Origin of the sequence: Luteimicrobium album, assembly GCF_030161555.1 — a bacterium.
Classification (GTDB): Bacteria; Actinomycetota; Actinomycetes; order Actinomycetales; family Cellulomonadaceae; genus Luteimicrobium; species Luteimicrobium album.
On sequence record NZ_BSUK01000001.1, the window covers coordinates 345,381 to 371,943 of the forward strand.

The window sequence follows — 26,563 nt, forward strand, 5'->3', positions numbered from 1 at the left end:
GGGCCTAGGGCCTGTTTCGGAATTGTGATGTGACCTGCGGTTTCGTCATGATTGAGGTCGTGGGCGATGGGCCGGGGCGGCATGATCTGAGCGATGAGGCGTGGGCGGTGCTGGCGCCGTTGCTGCCGGTCAGGGCGCGTGGACGCAAGGCGCGGTTCTTGCGTCGGCAGATCGACGGGATCCGGTTCCGGGTCCGCACGGGGTGCCCGTGGCGGGACGTTCCTGGCGACCGGTACGGGCCGTGGGGTAGCTGCTATCGCCGGTTCCGGGACTGGCAGCGCGACGGGACCTGGGGGCAGGTGATCGACCGGTTGCGCACGATCAGCGACGGGGCCGGGCTGATCGGGTGGGACCTGAACATCGACTCCACGATCGCTCGCGCTCACCAGCACGCCGCCGGTGCTCGCCGTGACCCGCAGGCGCAGACCGAGCCGCCGGGCGCCGAGCCGGTCGACCACGGGCTGGGGCGTTCCCGGGGCGGGTGGACCACGAAGGTGCACGCGGCCGCCGAGCAGGGGCAGAAGCTGATGGGCATGGTCGTCACGGCCGGGCACCGCGGCGACAGCCCGCAGTTCGCGCCCGTGCTCGCCACCGTCAAGGTGGCCCGTCCCGGTGGGGTCGGTCGCCCGCGCACCCGCCCGGACCGAGTCCGCGCCGACCGGGCGTACACCTCGGCCACCAACCGGGCCCTGCTGCGTGCCCGTGGGATCGCCGCGACGATCCCGGAGAAGGTCGATCAGCAGGCCAACCGCAAGAAGAAGGGCTCGGCCGGTGGGCGACCGCCGAAGGTCGACTTCACCGACTACAAGCTGCGGTCCGCGGTCGAGTGCATGTTCAACCGCCTCAAGCGGTGGCGGGCGGTGGCCACCCGGTTCGACAAGCTCCAGGTCCGCTACGAGACCACCGTGACCGTTGCCGCGATCGACGACTGGGTGGCCGCGATCGTCCGGGCCGCCTGAGCGCTGGCATCCTTGCGGGCGTGGAGTACTACGCCGCCCCCGAAGGACGCGACGACGTTGATCAGCCCGACCGGGGCGACCTGATCGACCTCGTCAACGAGCTCGACACCGACACCAACACGTTCTTCATCGTCTTCCCACGTGACGACGACCTCGAGTGGTCCTACGCCGTCTCCAAGAAGATCAGCGCATTCGGCGGCTTCGAGCTCGACCGCTTCGATCCCGCCGCCGGCGCCCACGACATCACCACCGCCGCCGACCCCCACACCATCGCCGAAGACATCCTCACCTGGATCCGCCGGCGCTAACCCATTCCGAAACAGGCCCTAGGCCGACGCGTCCCGGGCGACCCGCTGGACGAAGCCGACGACGACGTCCGGGTACCCGGGCACGAACGCGTCGTCCGCGTCCTGAAGCCGGTGGTCGCCGCCGGGGAGCACGGCGACGTCGAGCAGGTCCGGCCGGACGGCCGCGCGCAGGACGGCCCCGCTGCGCTCGACGGGGACGACGCCGTCGGCGGACCCGAAGACGGCCAGGAGCGGGACGTCGAGGCGCCGCAGCGCAGGGACGGGGTCGTGCCCGACCAGCAGCACGGCCAGGCCCCAGATCTCCTGCGACGGCGGCACGAACGCGCCCAGGTCCCCCAGCCGATCGAGCAGGTCGCGCCGCTCAGGGGCGTCGGACCACGCCCGCGCCTCGTCGTAGCCTGCGCCCCGCTCCGCGAGCGCCATCAGGCCGTCGAAGACCGCGAGCGCCGCGTCGGTGTCCGCGGGCGGCCATCCCGCGCGGCGCAGCGTCGTCACCGTCGAGTACCGCTCCTGCTCGCCGGGCGGCACCGCCGGGCCCGAGCTCGTGACGACGCCGTCGACGTCGGCGCGGCCGGCCGCCTCGAGCACGACCCATCCGCCCTGCGAGTGTCCGAACAGGATCGCCGGCACGTCAGAGGCGCCTCGACCGACCTCGTGGGCGAACGCGGCCCGAGCCACCGCGAGCCCCGCGAGTGCGTCGTCGGCCTGGTCGCGGATCCCTGCGGTCAGCCACGACCCCTCCGACTCCCCCACGCCACGCTTGTCGTACGACGCGACCGCGGCCCCCACGGCGAGCAGCGCGGCGCGGATCGGCGGGAAGAACACGTCGTTGTCGCGGTCGGACGGCCCCGAACCGGGGTGCATGAGCACGAGGCCCCGGACCGCGCCGTCGGGCAGCCAGAGACTGCCGGCGAGGGCGCCGCCTCCACCACGCGCGACGAGCGGGAGCGGCGGCGTCACGTCAGCGTCCGAAGCGCGTGCGGCGTCCCTCGACGACGAGCCCCTCGCGCGCGGCCCGCCCGACGACGTCGACGAGCAGCGCGCGCTCGGCGACCTTGATGCGCTCGTGCAGGCTGTCCTCGTCGTCGCCGTCCTGGACGACGACGGGCACCTGGGCGACGATCGGGCCGCTGTCGACGCCCTCGTCGACGACGATCAGGCTGCAGCCGGAGACCTTGACCCCGTACGCGAGCGCGTCGCGGACCCCGTGGGCGCCGGGGAACGACGGCAGCAGTGCCGGATGCGTGTTGAGGATCCGGCCGCCGAAGCGCGCGAGGAACGGCGCGCCGACGAGCTTCATGAAGCCGGCGGCCACGACGAGGTCCGGGGAGAAGACGGCGACCGCCTCGGTCAGCGCCTCGTCCCACGCCCCGCGGTCGGGGAAGTCCTTGAGGCTGACGACCGCGGTCGGGACCCCGGCTTCCTGCGCGAGCTCGAGCGCCCGGATGCCCGGCCGGTCCGCGACGACGCCGACGACGCGCGCCCCGTACGCGAGGTCGTCGTGCGCGGCGAGGAGGGCAGCGAGGTTGGAGCCGGCGCCGCTCACGAGGACGACGAGGCGGGCGGAGGTCGTGACGTCCACGGGGTGGCCGGAGGGGGTCTGCACGGCCCCACCCTAGCGGCGGCTCAGCGCCGCGAGCGGCCCCGCAGGTCGAGGAGGCGCCACCCCACCGTCAACGCGACGCCGAGGCCGACCCACAGCGCCGCCAGGGCGCCGACGAGCCACGGCTCCGCGCCGACGTGCCGCATCGCGCCCGGCCCGACGGCGCCGCCCGCGACGCCCTCGAGGCCCGCCACGAGGAGGCCCGCGACCACGGCCGCGGTCACGACGGACGTCACGAGCCCGGTCCACGTGGTGCCGCCCGCGAACGCGTGCGCGCGCCACAGGTAGACCCCGGCGACCACGCCGGCCGCGACGACCACGACCACCGACGCCTGCGCGACCGGGTTCGCCCACCCCGCCCCCGGGAGCGTCCCGACGAGCGGCACGAGCGGGAGGGCGCCGTCGACGTGGGACGACGGCGCGTACGACGACCCGACGCCGACGGCGAAGCCGGGGCCGACGAGCCAGGCGAGCGCCCACGCGAGCAGGTTCGGCACGAACGCGAGCTGCGCGACGCCGAGCAGCAGCCCGGAGGCCGTCCCGGGGTCGAGGGCCCGCAGGACGTCGCCGATGGTCGAGCGGCCGGAGACCGCCCAGACGACCAGCAGGACGCCCGCCGCCGCGACGGCGAGCAGCACCGCGACCACGCCGGCCGCGGCGCCCCGGCGGACGCCGTCGAGCGCGACGGCGGGCACGGGCAGCCGGGGCTCGAGCGCCTCCTGCAGCCGCTCGGCCACCTCGCCGAGCGGTGGCGCGTCGGGGCGGGTGGTCAGTCCGAGGCCGAGGCCCGCGAGCGCGAGGAGCGCCCCGCCGACCGGTGCCCAGAGGACGCCGCCGGGCGCGACCGTGCCGGTCACGACCGCGACGGCTGTGACGACCGCGGCATACCCGAGCACCGCGAACGCCAGGGCAGCCGCGCGTGGGCGCAGGGTCCGCCGTCCGACGGCGAACGCCACGAACAGCGCGAGCGCCGTCGCCCCGAGCGGGACGATCGTGAGGGTCGCGCCGCTCGCCTCGACGGGGACGCCGTGACCCAGCAGCCACGTGGACGCCGTGACCGTTGCCGCGCCGGACCAGCCCGCACCGGTGGGGCTCGCGACGAGCACCGCCCCCACGACGAGCACCAGGACGAGCATCGTCAGGACGACGCACTCGACGACGACCACCACGGCCGACAGGAACGACGCGACGAGCTCGGACGGTCCCCGGCGACGCCGGTCGCCGTCGGGCGCGTCGAGCGTGCGCGCGCGGGGCGAGCGCGTGGGGGTGCCGGTGGAGCTCACGACCCCATCGTCCCCGACGACGTGGTGCGCGCGGGGCAGGCCGCGCCGTCGGGCCCGGGTTCGCTCCCCCAGACGCACGGAGGCCCGGCCCGCCCACGAAGGGCGGACCGGGCTTCGGCGCGATCCGGCTCGGGCTCAGCCGAGCGCGGTGAGGATCTCCCGCATGAGCGAGGCGGTCTCGGACGGCGTCTTGCCGACCTTCACCCCTGCGGCCTCGAGGGCCTCCTTCTTCGCGGCGGCCGTGCCGGACGAGCCCGACACGATGGCGCCCGCGTGACCCATCGTCTTGCCCTCGGGGGCGGTGAAGCCCGCGACGTAGCCGACGACCGGCTTGGTGACGTTCTCCTTGATGAACGCGGCCGCGCGCTCCTCGGCGTCGCCGCCGATCTCGCCGATCATGACGATCGCCTTGGTCTCCGGGTCGGCCTCGAACGCGGCGAGCGCGTCGATGTGCGTGGTCCCGATGATCGGGTCGCCACCGATGCCGATGGCTGTGGAGAACCCGAAGTCCCGCAGCTCGTACATCATCTGGTAGGTCAGCGTGCCCGACTTCGACACGAGGCCGATGGGGCCCGAGCCCGTGATCGTCGCGGGCGTGATACCGACGAGCGACTCGCCAGGCGTGATGATGCCGGGGCAGTTCGGGCCGATGATCCGGGTCTTGTTGCCCTTCTCGATCGCGTAGGCCCACGCCTCGGCGGCGTCCTCGACCGGCACGCCCTCGGTGATGACCACGAGGAGCGGGATCTCGGCGTCGATGGCCTCGATCATGGCGGCCTTGGTGTGCGCGGCGGGCACGAAGATGATCGACACGTCCGCGCCGGTCTTCTCGATCGCCTCGGCGACGGCCCCGAAGACGGGGAGCTCGACCTCGGCGCCTGCGTTGTCGGTGTGCGTCACGGTCGTGCCGGCCTTGCGGGCGTTGACGCCGCCCACGACCTGCGTGCCGGCCTTGAGCATGAGGGCGGTGTGCTTGGTGCCCTCGCCGCCCGTGATGCCCTGGACGATGACCTTGGAGTCCTTGTTGAGGAAGACAGACATCGTTCTTTTCCTTACTTCGCAGCCAGCTCGGCGGCCTTGTCGGCGCCCTCGTCCATGGTGCTCGCCAGCGTGACGAGCGGGTGCGCGGCCTCCGCGAGGATGCGCCGGCCCTCCTCGACGTTGTTGCCGTCGAGGCGGACGACGAGCGGCTTGTTGGCCTCGTCGCCGAGGATCTGCAGGGCCTTGACGATGCCGTTCGCGACGGCGTCGCACGCGGTGATGCCGCCGAAGACGTTGACGAACACGCTCTTGACCTGGGCGTCTCCGAGGATGACGTCGAGACCCGCGGCCATGACCTCCGCGGACGCGCCGCCGCCGATGTCGAGGAAGTTCGCCGGCTTCACGCCGCCGTGGTTCTCGCCCGCGTACGCGACGACGTCGAGCGTGCTCATGACGAGGCCCGCGCCGTTGCCGATGATTCCGACCTCGCCGTCGAGCTTGACGTAGTTGAGGTCGTTCTCCTTGGCCTTGGCCTCGAGCGGGTCGGCCGCAGCCTTGTCCTCGAGCGCCTCGTGGTCCGGGTGGCGGAACGCCGCGTTGTCGTCGAGCGACACCTTGCCGTCGAGGGCGACGATGTCGCCGGACGCCGTCTTGACGAGGGGTTGACCTCGACGAGCGTCGCGTCCTCCTCCTTGTAGACGGTCCACAGCTTCTGGATGACGTCGGCGATCTTCGGGGCGACCTCGGCGTCGAAGCCCGCGGCCGCGACGATCTCGTCGGCCTTGGCCTGATCGATGCCGGTGAGGGCGTTGACCTCGATGCGCGCGAGCGCGTCGGGGCGCTCGACCGCGAGCTGCTCGATCTCCATGCCGCCCTCCTTGCTCGCCATCGCGAGCAGGGAGCGGTTGGCCCGGTCGAGGAGCACGGAGAAGTAGAACTCCTCCTCGATCTGCGCGCCCTGCGCGATCATCACGCGGTGCACCGTGTGGCCCTTGATGTCCATGCCGAGGATCTCGGACGCGCGCTCAGCGGCCTCGTCCGGGGACTTCGCGAGCTTGACGCCGCCGGCCTTGCCGCGGCCGCCGACCTTCACCTGGGCCTTGACGACGACGACTCCGCCGTCCTCGCCCGTCAGCTTCACTGCGCCTTCGCGAGCCTCTTCGGGGGTCGTCGCGACGACGCCGCCCAGCACCGGTACACCGTGCTTCTCGAAGAGGTCGCGCGCCTGGTATTCGAACAGGTCCACCCTGGTGCGTCCTTCCATCGACAGGTTTGCGGGTGTCTCGACGTCAAGACACCGCGATCCAGGGTAGCCCCCGGTGCACCGCCCTTCCGTCCGCCCTGGTACCGCGCGTGACGAGCGCCACACCGGGCGCGGGCCACAACCCACGATCGTCGACGCCGAGCAAGCGGGTTTCCCGTCGAGCAAGCATCCTTCTTCTGCTTCTTCGGCGTGGAACACGCTTGCTCGGCGGGCTGCAGTGCGCCAACCCTGTTGTCAATAAAGGTTGACAACACAAGCGGTGTCAACCTAAGTTGACACCATGATCGACGCGAGCCCCCGAGACCCCGGCCCCGCCCCGCCCGACGCGACCGCCGCCGTCTCCGACGACCCCGCCGTCGGGCTCCGTGCGGTGCGGTCGCTCGCCACCCTCGCCGAGCGGCTCGAGGCCCTCCAGGTCGGCCGCGCCCGGTCGCTCGGCTGGTCGTGGCAGGAGATCGCCGACGAGCTCGGCGTGAGCCGCCAGGCCGTCCACAAGAAGCACGGCGCCACGCTGCTCGACGGCCGCGGCGCCCGGACCCGGAAGGACCGATGATGTTCGAACGCTTCACGCGCGACGCACGAACCGTCGTGAACCTGGCCGTGACCGGCGGTGAGCACGGTGCCGCCGTCGTCGACGGCGTCTCCCTCCTGCTGGCCCTCGCCTGGCTCGACCCTCGCGTCGACGGCGGGCCTGGCGCCGCCGTCCTGCACGACGCCGGCCTCGACCGGGCTCGCCTCGAAGAGGCGGCCTCGACCGTGGAGCGCCCGGCGGCCGCGACGCCGGCCACGCCTCCCCGGACGCGGCCCGGCCACGGGACCCGGACCTCGACCCGGCCGCGCTCGCCTCGCTCGGCATCGACCTCGACGCGATCCGCGCCCGGGCCGACGAGGTGTTCGGCCCGGGCGCGCTCGACGTGCCGACGCTCGGTGAGGCGCGCCGCCCCGGACGGGTCCGTCGAGCCCGCTTCACCCCCGACGCCAAGAAGTCCCTCGAGCTGGCGCTCCGAGAGGCGGTGCGCCTGCACGACCGGCAGATCACGAGCGCTCACCTGCTGCTCGGCCTGCTGCGCGACCCGTCCTCCCCCGCGGCCCGCACGCTGGCGGCGGCGGGCGCCGACCTGGGTGCACTCCGCGCGTCGGCGGAGTCGTCGCGCCGCACCGACGCCGCCTGAACCCCGCGCCGCCGACCGTTCGACCGCCGAGCAAGCGGGTCTCAGCCCGAGCAAGCACCCTGTGTCCGCTTGCTCGACGCCGGACCCGCTTGCTCGGCCGACGCCTCAGCGCAGCATCACGACGCGAGCAGCCACACGACCGCGGCCAGGTTCACGACGGCGGTGGCCGCCGGCCCCACCGTCTTGAGCCGGTCGGGGATCGTCGTCCCGACGACGGCGTCGAGCGCCTGGACCACGACCATCGCGAACCCGACCGCGACGGCGAACCCCACCGACCCCGAGAAGAGGCCGGCGACGGCGACGGCCGCGAGCGCCACGCTCCGGACGGCGGCGTAGCGGGAGGCCAGAAGCTCGGCCGGGCCGCCGGCCGCGCGGAGCGCAACGACCGAGTACGCCAGGCTGACCGCGGCGCTGACCAGGGTGACGAGTCCGCAGACCCAGAAGGCGACAGGCACGCCGACGACGATAGCCGCGCCCCGACTACGCGCCGGCGACCTCGCGCAGCGCGGCGTCGACGACGTCCGCGTACACGTCGATCCCCTTCATGTTCGGGTGCGTCCGGTCGGCGTGCAGCAGCCCGGGCTTCCCGCGGACGGCGGCGTTCCAGTCCGCGACGACGACGTTCGGGTGCTTCGCGGCGATCTTCGCGAGCTCCTTGTTCGCGGACGGCACCCAGTAGCTGATGCCGACGGTGTTCACGAGCACCACGCGGCGGTCGGGCCCGAGGACGTCGAGCACCTTCTCGAGCGCCGTGTCCGAGCCCTTGAACTGGAACCCGCCGTTGGTCCCGAAGTTGAGGACGACGTAGGGCCGGAGCTTCCCGGCGTCGGCGGCCTTCTGCACGAGGGCGGGCGCGTCGACCCACTTGCGGATCGGCTTGGCGTCGAGCCCGATGCCGGGGAAGTGGCTGAGCATGGCGGGCGCGGCGCCCGAGAGCACGGAGTCACCGAACCCGACGACCTGCCTCCCGTCGACCTTTCCCTTGACGAGAAGCGGGGGCAGGCCCGACGACGCCGCTCCCCCGCCTGCACCGGGTCGGGTGGGTCCGGGGCTGGGCCGGGAGCCGGTGGCGGGCCCGCCCGGGGTCGCCCCGGGGATCGTCAGCGGGGGCAGCGCAGGGTCGGTGGCGCCGACACCCGTGGTGTCGATGGCGCTCAGCCCCTGCTCGATGGACCGTTGCGCCCCGGACTCGGTCGGTGCGGTGACGACGACGCCCCCGGCCCCCACGACCGCCAGCACGCCGACGACCGCGACGGCGGGCACGACCCGCGCCCCGGGGCGTCGCACGGCCGCGGTGACGCGGGCGACGGTCGCACGGAACCCGTCACGGCGGATCGGGGTCTCGACCCAGCGGTAGGACGCCCAGGAGAGCGCGAACGTGAGCGCGACGGCGGCGACGCTCGACCACCACCAGCGCGCGGTGCCGGGCTCCGCGGGGACGGCTGCCCACGCGAGGAGCAGCAGGGGCCAGTGCCACAGGTAGATCCCGTAGGACCGTTCCCCCACCCAGCGGGCGGGCCGGAGCTCGAGGACGCGCACCGTCGTGGTGGCGCCCCCGGTGCAGCCCGCCACCACGCCCAGGGCGAGCACGGACCCGAGGGCGATCCCGCCGCGGTAGGTGAGGTCGGCGTCGTCGTGCAGGGTGAACATGAGGACGAGCAGGCCGGCCAACCCGAGGACGGGCACCCAGCGGTGTGCCCAGGGCGCCGCGAGCAGCCGCGGGCGCGTGGTCCACCAGAACGCGGCGGCCACGCCGAGCAGCAGCCCGAACACGTGGGTGTCGGTCCCGTAGTAGACGCGCGTGGGGTCCGTCCCGGGCGTGTAAAGGCCCGCCATGAGCAGGGCGGACGCGACCGCGCCGGCGAGCGCGACGCGCGCCCGGGTGCGGCCGGACGTGGTGAGCGCGACGAGGAGCGCGAGGAGCAGGGGCCACAGGACGTAGAACTGCTCCTCGATGGCGAGGGACCAGAACGTCATGAAGAGGTCGGGCGCGGTGCGGTCGAAGTAGCTCGCTCCGGACGCGATCTGCTCCCAGTTGCTGGAGAACGTGAGCGCACCGAGCGTCTGCCGGCCGATGCCGACGAGCAGGTCCGGCTCGACGACGCGGGCCGCGAGGATGCTCGTCACGACGACGACGCCCAGCGCCGGCAGGAGCCGACGGGCCCGGCGCAGCCAGAACGACGGCAGGCTGAGCCGCCGGGTGCGCTGCAGCTCGCGCAGGAGCAGCGTCGTGATGAGGAACCCGCTGACCACGAAGAACACGTCGACGCCGAGGAACCCGCCCGGCAGCCAGCTCGGCTGGACGTGGTAGACGACGACGGCGACGACCGCGAGCGCGCGGAGACCGTCGAGCCCGGCGATGCGGCCGCGGGCCTGCCGGGAGACGGCGCGACCGGCGACGGTGGGCGTGACGTCGCGGTCGGTGGCGGGATGGATCCGGACGTCGTCGGCGACGCGCAGGCTGGGCCGTTGAAGCGCGGGCGAAGGAGGTGGTGGCGGTGGCACAGGGCCGACTCCACCGCGCGTCGCGGTCCCGTCGACGTCGTCCACGGCTCTCCCTCCCGGCAGGCGCAGCCCTCAGCGTAACGAGCGCCCGCAACAGCCCGTCGGCGCCACGCGGACGACCCCGGGAGCGGGGCCGTCGCTAGATCGGCGCGACGGTCAGGCGCACGAGGCAGTTCGTGACGCCCGTCGGGCGGACAGAGGCGAACCCGTAGCGCGACGTTGCCCCGGCTTCTCGGCCCTACCCCGAGAGTTCCGCGGGACTGCCGGGCCACCGCGACGGGCGGATCTGCGCTTCGGCGGGGCACTGAAGAACAGAGTTCCCCGTCTCGACGTACCAGCACCCCGCTACGGCGCGGTGCAAGGTACGGCCTTCGAGGTCCCGAGCGGGGTCACCGCCGCGGCACGGCACCGAGTTCCCAAACGCTCTCTTACAGCTTGGTGACGGGCGAGAACCGCAGCAGCAGCCGCTTGGTCCCGTCGGCGCCGAAGTCGATCTTGGCGACCGCGTTCCGCCCGGAACCCTCGAGCGCGACGACGGTCCCGAGCCCGTACGCGTCGTGCGTGACCTTGTCCCCGACGCCGAGCGAAGGGATGCTCGCGTCGTCCCGAGGCGTGGCGGACCCGAACGACGGCGCCGGCTCCTCCCGTGCGCCCAAGCGGTTCGACGAGCGCCCGTTGCCCGCGGCGGACCCACCGCGACGTGTCGGCGACCCGTAGCCGGCGCGGTCCTGGGGGACGACGACGGATCGTGGCGGGTCTGGCGGGAGCGGCCCGAGGAACGAGGGCCGCGGATGGAAGATCCGTCGTCGTCCCCCCAGGACCGCGACCCAGACCACGACGAACCCGACCCGTACAGCGACCCGCCGGCGCGCAGCGTCTGCATCGACGACTCCGCGCGCCTCCAGTCGACGAGCTCCTCCGGGATCTCGTCGAGGAACCGGGACGCCGGGAACTCGTTGGCCATCCCCACGCGGAGCGCACGGCGGACCGCGACATGTAGAGCCGTTCGCGCGCCCGGGTGATGCCGACGTAGGCGAGGCGTCGTTCCTCGGCGAGCTCGCCGTCGTCGTGCAACGAGCGCATGTGCGGGAAGGTGCCGTCCTCGAGGCCGGTGAGGAAGACGACGGGGAACTCGAGGCCCTTGGCGGTGTGGAGGGTCATCAGGGTGATGACACCGGGGTCGCGCGTCTCGCCGTCGTCGGCGCCGTCGCCCGCGGGGATCTGGTCCGAGTCGGCGACGAGGGACACACGCTCGAGGAAGTCGGCGAGGGTGCCGTCGGGCTCGTCCTGCTCGAACTCGACGGCGACGGCGTGGAGCTCGGCGAGGTTCTCGACACGGCTGGCGTCCTGCGGGTCGTCGCTGTCGCGGAGCTCGGCGAGCATGCCGGACCGGTCGAGGACGGCGCCGAGGACCTCGGCGGGCCCGACGCCAGTGGCCGCGAGCTCGCGCAGGCCGGCCATGAGGTCGCGGAACCCTTCGAGCGGGCGCAGGGTGCGCGTCGTCATGGCGGGGATCTCGTCGAGGCGGCCGAGGGCGGCGCCGAACGAGATGCGCTCGCGCTCGGCGAACGACGCGACGAGGGCCTCGGACCGTTCGCCGATGCCACGCTTGGGGACGCCGAGGACGCGACGGAGGTTGACGTCGTCGTCGAGGTTGTCGACGGCGCGCAGGTACGCGATGGCGTCCTTGATCTCGCGGCGCTCGTAGAACCGGGTGCCGCCCACGACCTTGTAGGGCAGGCCGACGCGGATGAGCACCTCCTCGAGCGCGCGGGACTGGGCGTTGGTTCGGTAGAACACGGCGACGTCGCCGGGGCGGACGCCGTCGCTGTCGCCGAGCCGGTCGATCTCCTCGGCGACGAACCGGGCTTCCTCGTGCTCGTTGTCGGCGACGTAGCCGATGATCTTGGTCCCGGCGCCCGAGTCGGTCCACAGGCGCTTCGGCTTGCGGTCCGGGTTGCGCGCGATCACGGCGTTGGCGGCCGACAGGATGGTCTGGGTGGACCGGTAGTTCTGCTCGAGCAGGATGGTCCGCGCGTTCGGGTAGTCTGCCTCGAACTCGAGGATGTTGCGGATCGTGGCGCCGCGGAACGCGTAGATGGACTGGTCAGCGTCGCCGACGACGGTCAGCTCGGCGGGCGGGACGGGCGCCACGTGGTGCTGCTCCCGGTCGTCGCCCTCGACCGCCTCGGTCTCCTCGGCGCCCACGCCGGCGAGCTCGCGCACGAGCACGTACTGGGCGTGGTTGGTGTCCTGGTACTCGTCGACGAGGATGTGCCGGAACCGGCGGCGGTAGTGCTCGGCGACCGCGGGGAAGGCCTGGAGCAGGTTGACCGTCGTCATGATGAGGTCGTCGAAGTCGAGCGCGTGGGCCTGTTGGAGGCGCTGCTGGTAGCGCACGTAGACGTCGGCCAGGACGCCGTCGAACGCGTTGGCGCTCTCGCTGCTCGCCCCTGACGTCGTCCGGTAGGTCTCGGGGTCGACGAGCTCGTTCTTGAGGTCGGAGATCTTGTTGGCGAGCGAGCGCGGCGGGTACTTCTTGACGTCGAGGTCGAGCTCGCGGCACACGAGCGTCACGAGGCGCTGGCTGTCGGCGGCGTCGTAGATCGAGAACGTGGACTTGAGGCCGAGCTGGTCGTGCTCGGCCCGCAGGATCCGCACGCACGCGGAGTGGAAGGTCGAGACCCACATGCGGCGGGCCACCGGTCCGACGAGCGCCGCGACGCGCTCGCGCATCTCCGCGGCGGCCTTGTTGGTGAAAGTGATGGCGAGCACCTCGCCGGGCGTCGCGCGCCCGGTCGCGAGGGCGTACGCGATGCGGTGGGTGAGCACGCGCGTCTTGCCCGACCCTGCCCCGGCGACGATGAGGAGCTGCCCGCCCTCGTGCACGACGGCCTCGCGCTGCTGCGGGTTGAGCCCCTCGAGCAGCGTCTCCGGGTCGCGCCGGCCGCCGGCCGCTCCCCGCCCGACGCGCGGGGCGCGGCCGCGTACGACGGCTGGGCCTCGTCGTCGGGCAGCGGACGCGCGGACGAACCGGCGGAGGAGGGCAGGCGTGCCTCGTCGGGGACGCCGGAGAGCCCGGTGGTGGTCGCGCCGAAGGTGCTGAGGCCGGGCAGGGGCAGGTTCTCGAAGAGCGGGTTCATCTCGGGGACAAGCCTAGGCGTCGCCGCCCACGCCCGGGGCGTCCTCCACCGGCACGGCGGGCCCGTGCCACCACCAGGTCGTGCCCTCGCCGATCTGCCGGAACCCGCACGTCTCGTACAGCAGCTTTCCCTCGGGGGTCGCGTTGAGGACGGCGTGCGTCGCCCCGGCGTCACGCGCGGCCGCGCAGACGGCGCCGAGCAGCGCCGTCCCGAGGCCCCTGCGCCGGAAGGGCGGCCAGACCGCCATGTCGAAGACGCCCGCGAGCCCGCCGTCGAGGAACGACCACGAGCGCCCGGCGAACCGGCGGCCCGGACCGACGTGCGCCGCTGCGTACCAGGCGACGCGTGGGCGCAGGCGGGCGAGCGCGAGCTGCTCGCGGTACTCCGCGTGCTCGCCCCCGTAGTCGTCGGTGTCCTCCTCGAGCGCGACGCGCGGGTCGGGCTTCCGAGCGGCCTCCGCGACCTCCGCCAGGTCGGCGACCATCCACCACGGCGACCAGCCGCGCTCGAAGCCTGCCTCGGCCAGGGCGGAGGCATCGGTGTCCGCGCTGAGCCACGCGCCCATAGACGTCCGCCCGACGGCGCGCGCACGGTCGAGGCCGCGACGCACGGCCACCGTCGTCAGGGCCCGGGGAAAGAGGAGGTTGAAGCCGTCGAGGCCGTCGGTCCACACGAGGCCGTCGTCGTCGCTGACCGTGCCGCCGAGCGTCGTTGCACGGAGCCGGAACCAGGAGCTCTGGACCCGTTCGCAGTCGGCCACGGTCACCATGGACGACCATCCTGCCGCGGATTGGACCTCACCTCTCCACTTTCAACGTATAACGCACAGGGGTCTTGCGGCAAGACCCCGGCGGCGGCGGAGAATCGCTGGCCGCGGCCCGTCCGGCCGCGGCCCCCGAGCGGAAGCCGAGACGTGACTCACCCCTCCACGGACCTGTTCGCCCTCCCCCATCACCTCGCCGCCAAGGCCGATCCCGAGCTCGTCGCGCGCGACGCGCGGCACCTCGCGGACGTCGCCGCGTGCCTCGACAAGACCGTCGCCGACCTCTCCGACCGCCTCGACGCCGCCCGGCGCGCACGGGTCGGCGGTGGCCAGCAGGCGCTCGACCGCGACCAGGAGGTCCACCGCCTCACCGCGCGCCTGCGCACGCTTCGCCGGTTCGGCGCCGACCTGTGCCTCGGCCGGATGGTCCGCACCGACGACCCCGAGCCCGTCTACGTCGGGCGGCTCGGGCTGACCGACGACGACGGACGCCGGCTCCTCGTGGACTGGCGCTCCCCCACGGCCGGGCCGTTCTTCGGTGCGACGCTCGCCGACCCGATGGGCCTCGCGAGCCGGCGCCGCTACCGCTGGACCGCCGGCCGGATCACGGACTACTGGGACGAGGTCTTCGCGACGCACGGGCTCGACGGCGTCCGCGGCCCGCTGAGCACCGCCTCGCTCGACGACCAGTCGGCCTTCGTCGCGAGCCTCGGCGGCGCCCGGTCGGCGCGCATGCGGGACGTGCTCGGCACGCTCGCCTCGGACCAGGACGCGGTCATCCGCGCGCGCGCCGCGGGCCGCTCGTCGTCGACGGCGGGCCCGGCACCGGGAAGACCGTGGTCGCGCTGCACCGCGCCGCCTACCTCCTGTACGCGGAGCCTCTGGTGGACGCGCGGCGCGGCGGGGTGCTGGTCGTCGGGCCGCACCAGCCGTACCTCGACTACGTGGCCGACGTCCTGCCGAGCCTCGGCGAGGAGGGCGTGCAGCTCACGACGCTCCGCGACCTCGTGCCCGAGGGCGCGCGGGCCGGCGTCGAGACCGACCCCGAGGTCGCGCGGCTCAAGGGGTCGGCCGAGCTGGTCCGGGCGGTCGAGACGGGGATCCGCTTCTACGAGGAGCCGCCGACGCGCGGACGCACCGTCTCCACGCCGTGGGCCGACGTCCGCCTTACGGCGGGCGACTGGGCGGACGCCTTCGCCGCGCCCGAGCCGGGAACGCCCCACAACGACGGCCGCGACGAGGTCTGGGACGCGCTCGTCGCGATCCTCGTCGACAAGCACGACGACGAGGCGCCGCCCGAGCAGGTGCGCCGCACCCTCGAGCAGGACGCCGAGCTCCGGGACGCCCTCGGCGAGGCGTGGCCGCTGCTCGACGCGGCCGACGTCGTCGGGGACCTGTGGTCCGTGCCCGCGTACCTGCGGCTGTGCGCGCCGTGGCTGTCGTCGGACGAGGTCCGTGCGTTGCAGCGCCGCGAGCCGCAGGCCTGGACCACGGCCGACCTGCCCTTCCTCGACGCGGCCCGGCAGCGGCTCGGGGACCCCGCCGCGTCGCGTCGGCGACGTCGGGAGCGAGCGGAGGCCGACGCTGCTGCGGCCCGGATGGACGACGTCGTCGCGGACCTGATCGAGACCGACGGCTCCGAAATGCAGGTGATGGGCATGCTGCGCGGGTCCGACCTGCGTGACGCGCTCGGCGTGACCGAGTCGGCGCCGCGGGTCGACGCCGACCGGCTCGCGGGGCCGTTCGCACACGTCGTCGTGGACGAGGCGCAGGAGCTCACGGACGCCGAGTGGCAGCTGCTCCTCGCACGGTGCCCGTCGCGCAGCCTGACGATCGTCGGCGACCGCGCGCAGGCGCGGCACGGGTTCACGCAGACCTGGCAGGACCGGCTGGCGGGCGCGGGGATCTCGGGCGCCCGGGTGGCGGGGCTGGGCATCAACTACCGGACGCCGTCGGAGGTCATGGCGGAGGCCGAACCCGTGATCCGCGCCGCGATCCCCGACGCCAACGTCCCGACGTCGGTGCGATCGAGCGGGCTCCCCGTCGTGCGCGGGAGCGTCGGCGACCTCGACGATGTCCTGGACGGCTGGCTCGCAGCGCACGACGGCGTCGCGTGCGTCGTCTCTCTCGCGCCCGACGACGCGCGGCGGTTCTCCCGTGAGCCCGATCGGCAGCGGGTGCGGTGGCTCGATCCCGTCACCGCCAAGGGTCTCGAGTTCGACCTCGTGGTCCTCGTCGACTCCGAGGGCTTCGGCGCCGGCGAGGGCGCGGTCACGGCAGCGGTCGACCGGTACGTCACGATGACCCGCGCCACCCAGCAGCTCGTCGTGCTGGAGCCCTGAACGACGACGGCCGCCCGTCGCGAGGACGGGCGGCCGGTCAGAGGACGTGCCTTGGCTCAGGAGCTCAGAGCCAGAAGACCGCGATGACGATGTTGACGAGCACGAGGGCGCCGACGCCATGCTTGACCCACGCGGGCGTCTGCTCCTTCTTGCGCTGCGCGACGAACGCGAGCACCGCGACTATCAGCGCGAACACGAGCTTCACGCCGAGCGCCGCCTCGGAGAGGTGGTAGCCGAGGAGGTCCTTGTTGGACTCGTAGATGCCCATCATGACGATGCCGGCCACCACGGCGGTCGCCGCGCCGTGGAACACGCCGACGGGCAGCCCCGGCTTGCGCATGCTCGTGAGGTACCCGCCGAGGACGATCGCCCAGCCGACGAAGTGGAGGATCAGGAAGATGTCGAAGAGGACCTTCATGGGCGCGATCGTATCTTTCTGACACTCGTGTCGTGAAACGGGCGCGGCGTGGGATGCGCCACGTCAGTTCAGGGCCGCGACCGTCCGTGTCAGCCCCTCCACCCAGGGGTCGTGACTGCCGGCGAGACGAGCCTGCCGACGGCGAGGCCCGGCACGAGCGTGTCGACGTCGTCGGGCGGGAGCGGGACGTGCTCGATCCGGGTGTCGACGCCGAGCACCGATCCGACGTCCTCCGCGATGCGCTGAACGCTCAGACGCGGCCCGGCCCCGACGGTGACCGGTTCACGACGCTCGCTCGCGGCGTAGTCGAGGAGGCCGTTAACGACGTCGTCGACAAAACACACCTGGCGCCTGTGCCCACCATCCCCCGGAACCGTGAGAGCGTTTCCATGCCTGGCCTGGTCGACGAACGTCGGGATCATCCGCCCGTCGTCCGTCCGCATGCGCGGCCCGTAGACGTTGTGCATGCGCACGACCCCGCCGTCGAGCCCGCGCGACGCGAGCCACGTCCCGGTCTGCGCCTCGGCGAACCGCTTGGCCTCGACGTAGACCGACTGGGGCGCGGCGCCGTCGGCGGTCGTCCAGGTCGAGCAGAGGCGGTAGGCGAACTCGGGATCGGTGTCGAGCGCCGAGGACGATCCCAGTACGAAGCGCGCGCCGACGGACTTCGCTGCCGCGAGCACGTTCCGGGTGCCGACGGCACCGGCCTCGAGCGTCTCCACGGGGTGACGCGCCGAGTCGACGGTCGAGGCCGCCGTCGCGAGGTGGACCACGAGGTCCGCGCCCGCGAAGAGCCGTTCCGCGCGTTCGAGCGCGAGACGGCGAACGTCGATCTCCTCGCACCCGAACCGCGGCTCGGAAGCGAACCCGGTGAGCTTGTGCTCGGCGCCGGTCGAGAAGTCGTCGAGGCAGAGCACCTCCACGCCCTGCGCCAGCAGCGCCTCGCAGACGTGGCTCCCGACGAAGCCCGCGCCGCCGGTCACGACGGCGCGCGCGAAGCGCCGGGCGGGCCCGACGGCCGGGCGTTCGTCGCGGTCCGCGCGCGCCGCGGTGACGTCGGGCGCGCCCACCGGCGACGCCGCGGCGTCGAGGCGATAGCTGAACACCTGTGACGACCGGTCGAACAGCCGGAACCATGCGGGCCAGTCGACGAGGGTCAGACCGGCGCCGTCACCGGGCAGCGCGAAGGTCGGCTCCGCACGCCTGCCCCGCCGGCCGGCGTACACCACCGCGGGCAGCGCCCCGTGCACCGAGGCCCAGGCCCGGATCTCCTCGTGGTCGGTCGTGTGTCGTGTCGCGGCCGAACGCCGCGGCATGTCGGTCATGAAGTTGCCCCTCTTCCTGCCGCCGCCCTCGGCGGGCCCTGCTCACGTCACCGGCCGAAAGGACGCCTCGTTTTTCGTCCCGCCGGTCGCTCGACGTGCCCCTACGGTGACACCTTGGTGGGTTTCACGCCACCAGACACTCCAAACGATTCGGCCAAATCGCGACGCGACGTTACGTTTCACCCGGGGATGCGCGAAACCTGGGCCCAGATCCCGAGATTCCGTTCCACCATCCGGACAGCGCCTAGGCATCGCTCGGCCGGGCGACTAGCGTCTAGCCCATGACCGCATCCGCACGCCCCCTCGCGCCGGTAATCCCGGCTGCCGTGGTGTGCGCGGGCACGCGCCCGGGTATGCGCCCGGTCGCCCCGTGTTGTTGTTGACCAGCCCGAACTCGGTCCTGCCGCTGCAGCGGCACCATCCCCCGAGCGAGGGCGCGCGACAGCGGTCCTCGGCTCCCCCGGTCCTGCCGGCTGAGGCTCCCGCCCCGCGCGTGCTCGCGGCCCCAAGGAGCCCGATGACCACGACGTCCGCCCCCGCGACATCGGCCGTCCGCCCGTCCCGCAACAACCGGCCCAACGGCCAGTGGAAGGTCGACGGCCCGGCCCCGCTCAACTCCAACGAGGAGCTGAAGGCCGCCGACAACGGCCTGAACGTCCGCGCGCGGATCGAGGAGATCTACGCGCGGGAGGGCTTCGACTCCATCCCTGGCGACGACCTGCACGGCCGTTTCCGCTGGTGGGGGCTGTACACGCAGCGCAAGCCCGGGATCGACGGCGGCAAGACCGCGACGCTCGAGCCCGAGGAGCTCGAGGACCGCTACTTCATGCTCAGGGTCCGGGTCGACGGGGGCGCGCTGACGACCAAGCAGCTCAAGACCATCGCCGGAATCTCGATCGAGTTCGCGCGCGACAGCGCTGACATCACCGACCGTCAGAACATCCAGCTCCACTGGATCCGCGTCGAGGACGTCCCGGAGATCTGGCGACGACTCGAAGCTGTGGGGCTGTCCACCACGGAGGCCTGCGGCGACGTGCCGCGCGTCATCCTCGGCAGCCCCGTCGCAGGCATCGCCAAGGACGAGCTGCTCGACCCGACCCCGCAGATCCGGGAGATCTACGACCGGTTCATCGGGGACCCCGAGCTGTCCAACCTGCCTCGCAAGTTCAAGACCGCCATCACGGGCCACCCCAGCCTGGACGTCGTGCACGAGATCAACGACATCGCCTTCGTGGCCGTGCGGCACCCCGAGCTGGGCGTCGGCTACGACCTGTGGGTGGGCGGTGGGCTGTCCACGGCCCCGCGGCTCGGCGAACGCCTCGACGTGTTCGTCCGGCCTGACGAGGTCGCGGACGTCTGGCACGGGGTCGTCCGCATCTTCCGCGACTACGGCTACCGACGGCTGCGCAACAAGGCGCGACTGAAGTTCCTGCTCGCCGAGTGGGGGCCTGCCAAGTTCCGGGAGGTCCTGGAAGGCGAGTACCTCGGACGGGCGCTCCCCGATGGCGTCGCCGCACCAGCACCGGTCCAGCCCGGCGACCACGTGGGCGTCCACGAGCAGCGCGACGGCCGCTTCTACATCGGCGCCGCCCCCACGGTGGGTCGCGTGTCCGGCACGGTCCTCAAGAATGTCGCCAACCTCGCCGAACGGCACGGCTCGCGACGTGTCCGGCTCACCCCCACCAGAAGCTCCTCGTCCTCGACGTCCCCGCTGACCACGTCTCCCACATGGTCCGCGGGCTGACCCGCAACGGACTCGACCCCTACCCGAGCCCGTTCCGCCGCACCACCATCGCGTGCACCGGCATCGAGTTCTGCAAGCTCGCGATCGTCGAGACCAAGCAGACCGCGGCACGCACGATCACCGCGCTCGAGGAACGGCTCGGCGACACGTCGCACCTGCGACCGATCTCGCTGCACGTCAACGGCTGCCCGAACTCCTGCGCGCGCATCCAGACGGCCGACATCGGCCTCAAGGGCCAGATCCTCACGAACGAGGACGGGACCCAGGAGCCGGGCTTCCAGGTTCACCTCGGCGGGGGCTGGCATCGACCGAACGCGACGAGGCCGGGCTCGGTCGTACCGTCCGCGGCCTCAAGGTCACCGCTGCGGATCTGCCCGACTACGTCGAACGCCTCGTGCGCCGCTATGAGAAGGAACAAGAGCCCGACGAGAGCTTCGCGTCCTGGGCGCACCGCGCGGACGAGGAGGCACTCCGGTGACGACCGAACCGACGACCGCCGCTGCCCCGACCGACCCGCTCGCCGCGCTGCGTGCCGCGGCCCAGGAGCGGACCCGCGCCCGCGACGCCGCCAAGGCCGCCGACGCCGAGCGCCGCGCCGCCGAGGCCCGGCCGAAGCGCTCCGCTGCCGAGCTCAAGGAGATCGTCCGGCGCGGACAGGCCGAGCTGCACGGGCCGGGCTGGCCGGGCGCGTCGCCCGACGCGACGCGCGAGGCCACGGCCGAGGAGGTCGTCGCCTGGGCCGCCCGCGAGTTCGGCGACTCGATCGCCGTCGCCTGCTCGATGGCCGACGCGGTCCTCCCCCACGTGATCGCGGCGATCAAGCCGTGGGTCGACGTCCTGTTCCTCGACACCGGCTACCACTTCGCCGAGACCTACGGGACGCGCGACGCGGTCGAGACCGGGATGGACGTGACGATCGTCGACGTCACGCCCCGGCAGACGGTCGCCGAGCAGGACGCCGCGCACGGCAAGGACCTGTGGTCCCGCGACCCGGGCCTGTGCTGCCAGCTCCGCAAGGTCGAGCCGCTGCACGACCGGCTCGCCGGCTACGAGGTGTGGGTCACCGGGGTGCGCCGCGAAGAGGCACCGACCCGGTCGGCCACCCCCTTGTGACCTGGGACGAGAAGAACGGGCTGGTGAAGATCAACCCGCTCGCCGCCTGGACGTTCGACGAGCTGCTCGCCTACGCGACGAAGCACGGCGTGATCCTCAACCCGCTCCTGAACGACGGCTACCCGTCGATCGGCTGCGCGCCCTGCACCCGGCGCGTCGCCCCCGGAGAAGACCCTCGCTCGGGCCGCTGGGCCGGCCTCGACAAGACGGAATGCGGACTGCACGTATGACACTCACCGACACGATCGACGCCACCGTCGCCACCACGCCCGAGGGCACCACGCCCGACGGCGCCACGACCGGCGACGAGCACCGTCTCACCCAGCTCGAGGCGCTCGAGTCCGAGGCGATCCACATCATCCGCGAGGTCGTCGCCGAGTTCGAGCGTCCCGTGATGCTCTTCTCGGGCGGCAAGGACTCCGTCGTGATGCTGCACCTCGCGGCCAAGGCGTTCTGGCCGTCGCCCGTGCCGTTCCCCGTCCTGCACGTGGACACCGGGCACAACTTCCCCGAGGTGCTCGCGTTCCGCGACGCCACGGTCGAGCGGCTGCGCCTGCGGCTCGAGGTCGCGAGCGTCCAGGACTACCTCGACGACGGCCGGCTGCGCGAGCGCGCCGACGGCACGCGCAACCCGCTCCAGACCCAGCCGCTGCTCGACGCGATCGCGGGTCACCGGTTCGACGCCGTGTTCGGCGGCGGACGGCGCGACGAGGAGAAGGCCCGCGCCAAGGAGCGCGTGTTCTCCCTGCGCGACGAGTTCGGGCAGTGGGACCCGCGCAACCAGCGCCCGGAGCTCTGGAACCTGTACAACGGGCGGCACCGGCCGGGCGAGCACGTCCGGGTCTTCCCGCTGTCGAACTGGACCGAGCTCGACGTCTGGCGGTACATCGCCGCGGAGGACATCGCACTTCCCGAGCTGTACTACGCGCACGAGCGCGAGGTGTTCGACCGGGACGGCATGCTGCTGGCCGTCGGCCCGTACTCGCAGCCGAGGAACGACGCCGAGGCCGCGAGCGTGCGCACCGAGACCGTCCGCTACCGGACCGTCGGCGACATGTCCTGCACGGGTGCGGTCGACTCCGACGCCCGCGACGTCGACGCCGTCATCGCCGAGGTCGCGGCCACCCGCATCACCGAGCGCGGGGCCACCCGCGCCGACGACCGGATCTCCGAGGCCGCCATGGAGGACCGCAAGAAAGAGGGCTACTTCTAAATGGGCACCCCTACGCTCCCCACGGGCACGCTCCTGCGCCTCGCCACGGCCGGCTCGGTCGACGACGGGAAGTCCACGCTCGTCGGGCGCCTCCTGTTCGACTCCAAGTCCGTCCTCGCGGACCAGCTCGACGCCGTCGAGCGCGTCTCCCGGGACCGCGGCCTCGAGACCACCGACCTGGCGCTCCTCACCGACGGCCTGCGCGCCGAGCGCGAGCAGGGCATCACGATCGACGTCGCGTACCGCTACTTCGCGACCGCGCGACGCTCGTTCGTGCTCGCGGACTGCCCCGGGCACGTCCAGTACACGCGCAACACGGTCACGGGCGCGTCCACGGCCGACGCCGTCGTGCTGCTGATCGACGCCCGCAAGGGCCTGCTCGAGCAGACCCGCCGTCACCTGGCCGTCGTGAGCCTGCTGCGCGTGCCGCACGTCGTCGTGGCCGTGAACAAGATCGACCTCGTCGACTACTCGCAGGAACGGTACGAGGAGCTGGCGGCGCAGATCCGGGAGACCGCGCGGTCCCTCGGCGTCGCCGACGTGCACACGATCCCCGTGTCCGCGCTGGTCGGCGACAACGTCGTCGACCACGGCGAGAGCACGCCCTGGTACGACGGACCGACCCTGCTCGAGCTCCTCGAGGAGCTCCCCGCGGGCGACGACCCCTACGCCGAGGCCTTCCGCCTGCCCGTCCAGGTGGTGCTGCGTCCGCAGGGCGCCGCACCCGACGAGCGATTCCGCGACTACCGCGGCTACGCCGGCCAGGTCGCGTCGGGCGTCGTCCGGGTCGGTGACGAGGTCGTCGTGCTCCCGTCCGGACGGCGCACGCGCGTCACGGGCATCGACACCGCCGACACCCTGCACGACGCGGCCGACCCGTTCGCGGGCCTGACCGAGGCGTGGGCGCCGCAGTCCGTCACGCTGCGTCTCGCCGACGAGATCGACGTCACGCGAGGCGACCTGATCGCCTCCGCGGTGGACGTACCCGACCTCACGCAGGACGTCGAGGGCACCGTGGCGTGGCTGTCGGACCGACCGCTGCGCCCGGGCGCCCGGGTGCTGCTCAAACACACGACCCGCACGGTGCAGGCCGTCGTCCGCGACGTCGTCGGGCGGCTCGACCTGGACGCCGCCGAGCTCACGCCGGCGGAGCAGCTCGACCTCAACGACATCGGGCGCGTCACCCTCCGGCTCGCCTCGCCCGTCGCGGCCGAGGAGTACCTGACCTCGCGCCGGACGGGCGCGTTCCTGCTGATCGACGCGCACGACGGCGGCACGCTCGCGGCCGGGATGGTCGGGGACGCGCTCGCCGCGACGCGCCACCCGGAGCAGCGCCCCGTGCAGTACGCGATCTGACGCGTGGGTTGAGCGCCATGAGCCACGCCCTGTACCCGCTGGGCCTGCGGGTGTCGGGCCGGCGCGTCGTCGTCGTCGGGGCCGGGCCGGTCGCGGCCCGGCGGCTCCGGGGCTCCTCGACGCGGGCGCGGACGTGCTCGTCGTCGCGCCCGACGCCGTGGACGAGGTCGCCGCGCACGCCGGCGCCGACCGCCTGCGCTGGGAGCGCCGCGCGTACCGCCCCGGGGACCTGGTCGGGGCGTGGCTCGTGCACGTCGCGACGGGCGACCCGGCGGTCGACGCGGCGGTGGCGGGCGACGCAGAGGCCCAGGGGACCTGGTGCGTGACCGCCGCCGACGCGGGGCTCGCGACCGCCTGGACCCCCGCCGTCGCGCGGACCACCCTCGACGACGGCGGCGAGGTCACCGTCGCCGTCAACGCGGGCGGGGACCCGGGCCGGGCACGGGCGGTCCGCGACGCGGTCGCCGTCGCGCTCGAGACCGGCGAGCTCCCGCTGCGCGCAACCCGGCCGGGTACCACCGGGAGCGTCGCGCTCGTCGGCGGCGGCCCCGGCGACGACGGCCTGCTCACCGTCCGCGGGCGGCACCTCCTCGCCGAGGCGGACGTCGTCGTCGTCGACCGGCTCGCGCCGCGTGGCGTCCTGGCACGCCTCGCACCGGACGTCGAGGTCGTCGACGTCGGCAAGACCAGCGGCCACCACCCCGTGCCCCAGGACGAGATCAACCGGGTCCTCGTCGACCGGGCGCTCGCCGGAAGCCGGGTGGTCCGGCTCAAGGGCGGCGACCCCTACGTCTTCGGGCGGGGCGGCGAGGAGGCCGAGGCGTGCCGCGCCGCCGGCGTGCCCGTCGAGGTCGTGCCCGGCGTGACGAGCGCGGTCGCGGTGCCCGCGGCCGCCGGGATCCCCGTGACGCACCGCGGGCTCGCGCGAGGTTTCACGGTCCTGACCGGGCACGAGTCCGTCGGCGCCGTCCCGGCCGCGCCCGACCACACCCTGATCCTCCTCATGGGCGTCTCGCACCTCGCCGCCACGGCGGACGCGCTCGTCGCGCACGGCCGCTCGCCCGACACGCCGGCCGCCGTCGTCGAGGACGGCTACGGCCCCGGCTTCCGCACGACCGTCGCCACCCTCGGGACGCTCGCCCGGACCGTCGAGGAGGCGGACGTGCGACCACCAGCCGTCGTCGTCGTGGGGGACGTCGTGACGCTCAGCCCCGCCTGGCGGGACCGCGCCTAGCTCTCCGGCACGTCGACCGGCTCCTGCTCGCGCTCCTCGTCGCGCGTGAAAGAACGACATCTGCCCGTTCGCCTCGAGCACCGCGACCCGGATGTCGCGCACGTGCTCCACCCCGTGCTGGCGGGCGGCATCGAGCAGGTCGTCGATCGACACGCGCTCGCGCTTCATCACCTCGTAGGCGGGCTCGCCGTCGGACACGATGACGACGGGCGTGCCGTGCACGACCGTCCGCGTGCGCGGGAACCGGACGCCGATCCACGTGAGCAGGATCGTGAGCACGGCGAACGTCCCCACCGCGAGGACGACGGCCGTCACCGAGTAGTCCTGCTGCGTGACCCCCTGCTGCACCAGGTCGCCCATCGTCACGAACAGGACGAGCTGGAACGTGCTCAGCTCGCCGAGCGTCGAGCGGCCCACCACGCGCGTGACGAACCACAGGAAGCAGAACATGACCAGGGCGCGGACGACGATCTCCATGGCTCCTCCTCGGTGTCAGGGCAGCAACGTGGTGCGGAACGGCGTGGACGCGACCTCACGCCCGTGGACGAGCACGGCGACCCGGTCCGACGCACCCCGGTGGCTCGACGGCTGGATGTAAGCGTCGAACGCGACCTCGAACGTGTCGCCCTCCGGCGTCTCGAACGTCCAGGTGTCGTCGGTACCGTCGGACGTCTCGTCGCTGGGCTCGGGGTCGAGGCCCTGGCTCTCGAAGATGTCGAAGTACGCCGTCGTGACCCGGAGCTCGACGTCCTTGCCGAAGCCGCCCGGGTGCTCGACGGTGACCTCCCAGGGTGCGTCGAGGCCGGCGCGCGCGATCCGGGCGTAGTGGACGCTCACCGTCCAGCCGTCCTCGGAGGTCGTGGTGGTGGTCGTCCAGAGCCCGAAGAGGTTGAGGGCACCCGCCACGACGACGAGGACCAGTGCGACCGTCCCGATCCGGCGGGCGAGGACGGGCCGGGGTCCGTCGTCGACGGCGCGCGGCGGGTCGAGGGTCGCGAGCGGTCGCTCAGGCTCCGTGGTCACGTCTCGATCGTGGCCCGGCGCCCGTGCGGGCGCACGCCCAGACGGTCAGCGCGCCGAGGCCTCCACGACCTCGGCGTACACGCCGAAGTACGGCTCCCCAGCGGCGTTGCCCGGACGGTACGCAGCGAGCGCCTTGAGCACGCCGCTGCCGCGACGACCCGTGTCGGGGTCGAGGTCGACGACGGCGCACCGGGGAACCGCCGCACCGACCCTCAGCCGGACGCCGTCCGCGACCACCTCGCGGCCCGACCAGGTCTCCTCGACGTACGGGACCTCGGTCTCGACGACGAACGTCGCGCGGAAGCGGGACGCCTCCGCGACCAGGTCCGGATGGCCCGCGCGGCCGCCGAGGTCGTCGAGCGACGCCGTCGCCACGAGCGTGACCGGAGCTCCGTAGACCACGCACCCGCGCGGCGCCAGCGCGAGCCGCACCGGTCGGCCGAGCCACTGCGACAACAGCCCGGCGTGGGGGCCGTCGAGGAGCGCCAGCTCGACGGGCCGGCCCCAGTAGCTGCAGACGAGCGTCTCGCCGGCGGGCTCCGGCACGGCGCGCACGGTCGGCCCGTCCGGGGTCGCGAGCGCCAGGGTCGTCCCGTCCCACCGCGCCTCCACAGCGAGCAACGAGGGGTTCTGTACGGTCTTGAGCACGCGTCGCCGCTCGGTGTCGACGAGGCAGTAGAGCCGGTCCCCCACCGGGCCGTCGGCGTCGAAGGACGCCTCGGGCTGCGGGACGTGGCGGGTGCCCTTGACCGGCGTGAAGCCGACGCTCCGGACGTCCAGGACCTCGGTGCCACCCACTCCCGCTCGCCCCCTC

Annotated in this window: 19 protein-coding genes and 7 pseudogenes; 11 read left to right on the forward strand and 15 right to left on the reverse strand. The window is 73.3% G+C overall.

Translation table 11 applies throughout. The annotated features are described in order from the left end of the window. The first annotated feature begins 47 nt into the window (after window positions 1-47). Entirely contained in the window at window positions 48-959 is a 912-nt protein-coding gene (locus QQK45_RS01780) for an IS5 family transposase (RefSeq protein WP_284291714.1), read from the forward strand. A gap of 20 nt (window positions 960-979) precedes the next feature. After that, window positions 980-1,267 (forward strand): hypothetical protein, encoded by a 288-nt coding sequence (locus QQK45_RS01785; protein WP_284291717.1) that lies wholly within the window; start codon window positions 980-982, stop codon window positions 1,265-1,267. A gap of 18 nt (window positions 1,268-1,285) precedes the next feature. Here QQK45_RS01785 and QQK45_RS01790 read toward each other — a convergent pair whose 3' ends face one another. The 5 genes and pseudogenes from QQK45_RS01790 to sucC form a co-directional block, all read right to left on the reverse strand. Further along, window positions 1,286-2,227 carry an alpha/beta hydrolase family protein gene (locus QQK45_RS01790; protein WP_284291719.1) on the reverse strand — a complete coding sequence of 314 codons (942 nt, stop codon included), beginning with the start codon at window positions 2,225-2,227 and terminating at the stop codon, window positions 1,286-1,288. Window position 2,228: 1 nt separating this feature from the next. Further along, entirely contained in the window at window positions 2,229-2,873 is a 645-nt protein-coding gene (purN, locus tag QQK45_RS01795) for a phosphoribosylglycinamide formyltransferase (RefSeq protein WP_284291721.1), read from the reverse strand. Window positions 2,874-2,893: 20 nt separating this feature from the next. Then, window positions 2,894-4,153: a cell division protein PerM gene (locus tag QQK45_RS01800; protein WP_284291723.1), complete on the reverse strand. Its 1,260-nt coding sequence runs from the start codon at window positions 4,151-4,153 to the stop codon at window positions 2,894-2,896. A 135-nt stretch (window positions 4,154-4,288) separates the two neighbouring features. Beyond that, window positions 4,289-5,194: a succinate--CoA ligase subunit alpha gene (gene sucD, locus QQK45_RS01805; RefSeq protein ID WP_284291725.1), complete on the reverse strand. Its 906-nt coding sequence runs from the start codon at window positions 5,192-5,194 to the stop codon at window positions 4,289-4,291. A gap of 11 nt (window positions 5,195-5,205) precedes the next feature. Continuing rightward, window positions 5,206-6,380, reverse strand: a pseudogene (gene sucC, locus QQK45_RS01810) (ADP-forming succinate--CoA ligase subunit beta). Between the two features lie 298 nt (window positions 6,381-6,678). Here sucC and QQK45_RS01815 point away from each other — a divergent pair. Next, window positions 6,679-6,951: a helix-turn-helix domain-containing protein gene (locus QQK45_RS01815; RefSeq protein WP_284291727.1), complete on the forward strand. Its 273-nt coding sequence runs from the start codon at window positions 6,679-6,681 to the stop codon at window positions 6,949-6,951. A 337-nt stretch (window positions 6,952-7,288) separates the two neighbouring features. Then, the gene (locus QQK45_RS01820) at window positions 7,289-7,570 is read left to right on the forward strand and encodes a Clp protease N-terminal domain-containing protein (protein WP_284291729.1); all 282 of its coding nucleotides are present in this window, start codon (window positions 7,289-7,291) and stop codon (window positions 7,568-7,570) included. A 116-nt stretch (window positions 7,571-7,686) separates the two neighbouring features. Here the strand turns inward: QQK45_RS01820 and QQK45_RS01825 are convergent, their stop codons facing one another. The 4 genes and pseudogenes from QQK45_RS01825 to QQK45_RS01840 all read right to left on the reverse strand — a co-directional run bounded on the left by QQK45_RS01825 (window position 7,687) and on the right by QQK45_RS01840 (window position 13,987). Continuing rightward, on the reverse strand, window positions 7,687-8,025 hold the full coding sequence (locus tag QQK45_RS01825; RefSeq protein ID WP_284291731.1) for a hypothetical protein: 339 nt from the start codon (window positions 8,023-8,025) through the stop codon (window positions 7,687-7,689). Between the two features lie 25 nt (window positions 8,026-8,050). Then, window positions 8,051-10,120: an acyltransferase family protein gene (locus QQK45_RS01830; protein WP_284291734.1), complete on the reverse strand. Its 2,070-nt coding sequence runs from the start codon at window positions 10,118-10,120 to the stop codon at window positions 8,051-8,053. Window positions 10,121-10,503: 383 nt separating this feature from the next. Then, window positions 10,504-13,003 (reverse strand): annotated as a pseudogene (locus QQK45_RS01835) (UvrD-helicase domain-containing protein). A gap of 228 nt (window positions 13,004-13,231) precedes the next feature. After that, window positions 13,232-13,987: a GNAT family N-acetyltransferase gene (locus tag QQK45_RS01840; RefSeq protein WP_284291736.1), complete on the reverse strand. Its 756-nt coding sequence runs from the start codon at window positions 13,985-13,987 to the stop codon at window positions 13,232-13,234. 144 nt (window positions 13,988-14,131) lie between these two features. On the opposite strand from QQK45_RS01840, the pseudogene QQK45_RS23560 reads away from it, so the two are divergent. Beyond that, window positions 14,132-14,554 (forward strand): annotated as a pseudogene (locus QQK45_RS23560) (AAA family ATPase); the annotation flags it as partial. 38 nt (window positions 14,555-14,592) lie between these two features. Here QQK45_RS23560 and QQK45_RS21745 read toward each other — a convergent pair. Continuing rightward, window positions 14,593-14,832, reverse strand: coding sequence for a hypothetical protein (locus tag QQK45_RS21745; protein WP_348525118.1), 240 nt, complete (start codon window positions 14,830-14,832; stop codon window positions 14,593-14,595). Here QQK45_RS21745 and helR point away from each other — a divergent pair. Beyond that, window positions 14,818-16,323: an RNA polymerase recycling motor ATPase HelR gene (gene helR, locus QQK45_RS01845; protein ID WP_348525119.1), complete on the forward strand. Its 1,506-nt coding sequence runs from the start codon at window positions 14,818-14,820 to the stop codon at window positions 16,321-16,323. The genes QQK45_RS21745 and helR overlap by 15 nt on opposite strands. A gap of 64 nt (window positions 16,324-16,387) precedes the next feature. On the opposite strand, the gene QQK45_RS01850 is transcribed toward helR, so the two are convergent. Together QQK45_RS01850 and QQK45_RS01855 are read right to left on the reverse strand one after the other, a co-directional pair. After that, window positions 16,388-16,741 (reverse strand): hypothetical protein, encoded by a 354-nt coding sequence (locus tag QQK45_RS01850; protein WP_284291738.1) that lies wholly within the window; start codon window positions 16,739-16,741, stop codon window positions 16,388-16,390. An 89-nt stretch (window positions 16,742-16,830) separates the two neighbouring features. Beyond that, complete coding sequence (locus QQK45_RS01855) at window positions 16,831-18,066, reverse strand: NAD-dependent epimerase/dehydratase family protein (RefSeq protein ID WP_284291740.1); 1,236 nt, start codon at window positions 18,064-18,066, stop codon at window positions 16,831-16,833. 517 nt (window positions 18,067-18,583) lie between these two features. Between QQK45_RS01855 and QQK45_RS01860 the strand changes: the two are divergent. The 5 genes and pseudogenes from QQK45_RS01860 to cobA all read left to right on the forward strand — a co-directional run bounded on the left by QQK45_RS01860 (window position 18,584) and on the right by cobA (window position 24,726). Beyond that, window positions 18,584-20,288, forward strand: a pseudogene (locus QQK45_RS01860) (nitrite/sulfite reductase). Window positions 20,289-20,449: 161 nt separating this feature from the next. Beyond that, window positions 20,450-21,153: pseudogene (locus QQK45_RS01865) on the forward strand (phosphoadenylyl-sulfate reductase). Further along, on the forward strand, window positions 21,150-22,136 hold the full coding sequence (gene cysD / locus QQK45_RS01870) for a sulfate adenylyltransferase subunit CysD (protein ID WP_284291742.1): 987 nt from the start codon (window positions 21,150-21,152) through the stop codon (window positions 22,134-22,136). Before QQK45_RS01865 ends, cysD begins: the two are co-directional and overlap by 4 nt. Continuing rightward, window positions 22,137-23,492, forward strand: a complete 1,356-nt coding sequence (locus QQK45_RS01875) for a sulfate adenylyltransferase subunit 1 (protein WP_284291744.1) — start codon at window positions 22,137-22,139, stop codon at window positions 23,490-23,492. Between the two features lie 17 nt (window positions 23,493-23,509). Beyond that, a pseudogene (cobA, locus tag QQK45_RS01880) lies at window positions 23,510-24,726 on the forward strand (uroporphyrinogen-III C-methyltransferase). A gap of 54 nt (window positions 24,727-24,780) precedes the next feature. On the opposite strand, the pseudogene QQK45_RS22810 reads toward cobA, so the two are convergent. The 3 genes and pseudogenes from QQK45_RS22810 to QQK45_RS01890 form a co-directional block, all read right to left on the reverse strand. Next, window positions 24,781-25,203: pseudogene (locus tag QQK45_RS22810) on the reverse strand (DUF421 domain-containing protein); the annotation flags it as partial. Window positions 25,204-25,218: 15 nt separating this feature from the next. Continuing rightward, complete coding sequence (locus tag QQK45_RS01885) at window positions 25,219-25,749, reverse strand: hypothetical protein (RefSeq protein WP_284291746.1); 531 nt, start codon at window positions 25,747-25,749, stop codon at window positions 25,219-25,221. A 45-nt stretch (window positions 25,750-25,794) separates the two neighbouring features. Then, window positions 25,795-26,547 carry an MOSC domain-containing protein gene (locus QQK45_RS01890; RefSeq protein ID WP_284291748.1) on the reverse strand — a complete coding sequence of 251 codons (753 nt, stop codon included), beginning with the start codon at window positions 26,545-26,547 and terminating at the stop codon, window positions 25,795-25,797. Between the last annotated feature and the right edge of the window lie 16 nt (window positions 26,548-26,563).

Bases quoted from the DNA above. Each gene is read 5' to 3' on its own strand.
- QQK45_RS01855 (WP_284291740.1), bottom strand. From the start codon at position 18,066: ATGACCGACATGCCGCGGCGTTCGGCCGCGACACGACACACGACCGAC.
- QQK45_RS01850 (WP_284291738.1), bottom strand. From the start codon at position 16,741: ATGAAGGTCCTCTTCGACATCTTCCTGATCCTCCACTTCGTCGGCTGG.
- QQK45_RS01815 (WP_284291727.1), top strand. From the start codon at position 6,679: ATGATCGACGCGAGCCCCCGAGACCCCGGCCCCGCCCCGCCCGACGCG.
- QQK45_RS01780 (WP_284291714.1), top strand. From the start codon at position 48: ATGATTGAGGTCGTGGGCGATGGGCCGGGGCGGCATGATCTGAGCGAT.
- cysD (WP_284291742.1), top strand. From the start codon at position 21,150: ATGACACTCACCGACACGATCGACGCCACCGTCGCCACCACGCCCGAG.
- sucD (WP_284291725.1), bottom strand. From the start codon at position 5,194: ATGTCTGTCTTCCTCAACAAGGACTCCAAGGTCATCGTCCAGGGCATC.
- QQK45_RS01875 (WP_284291744.1), top strand. From the start codon at position 22,137: ATGGGCACCCCTACGCTCCCCACGGGCACGCTCCTGCGCCTCGCCACG.
- QQK45_RS01840 (WP_284291736.1), bottom strand. From the start codon at position 13,987: ATGGTGACCGTGGCCGACTGCGAACGGGTCCAGAGCTCCTGGTTCCGG.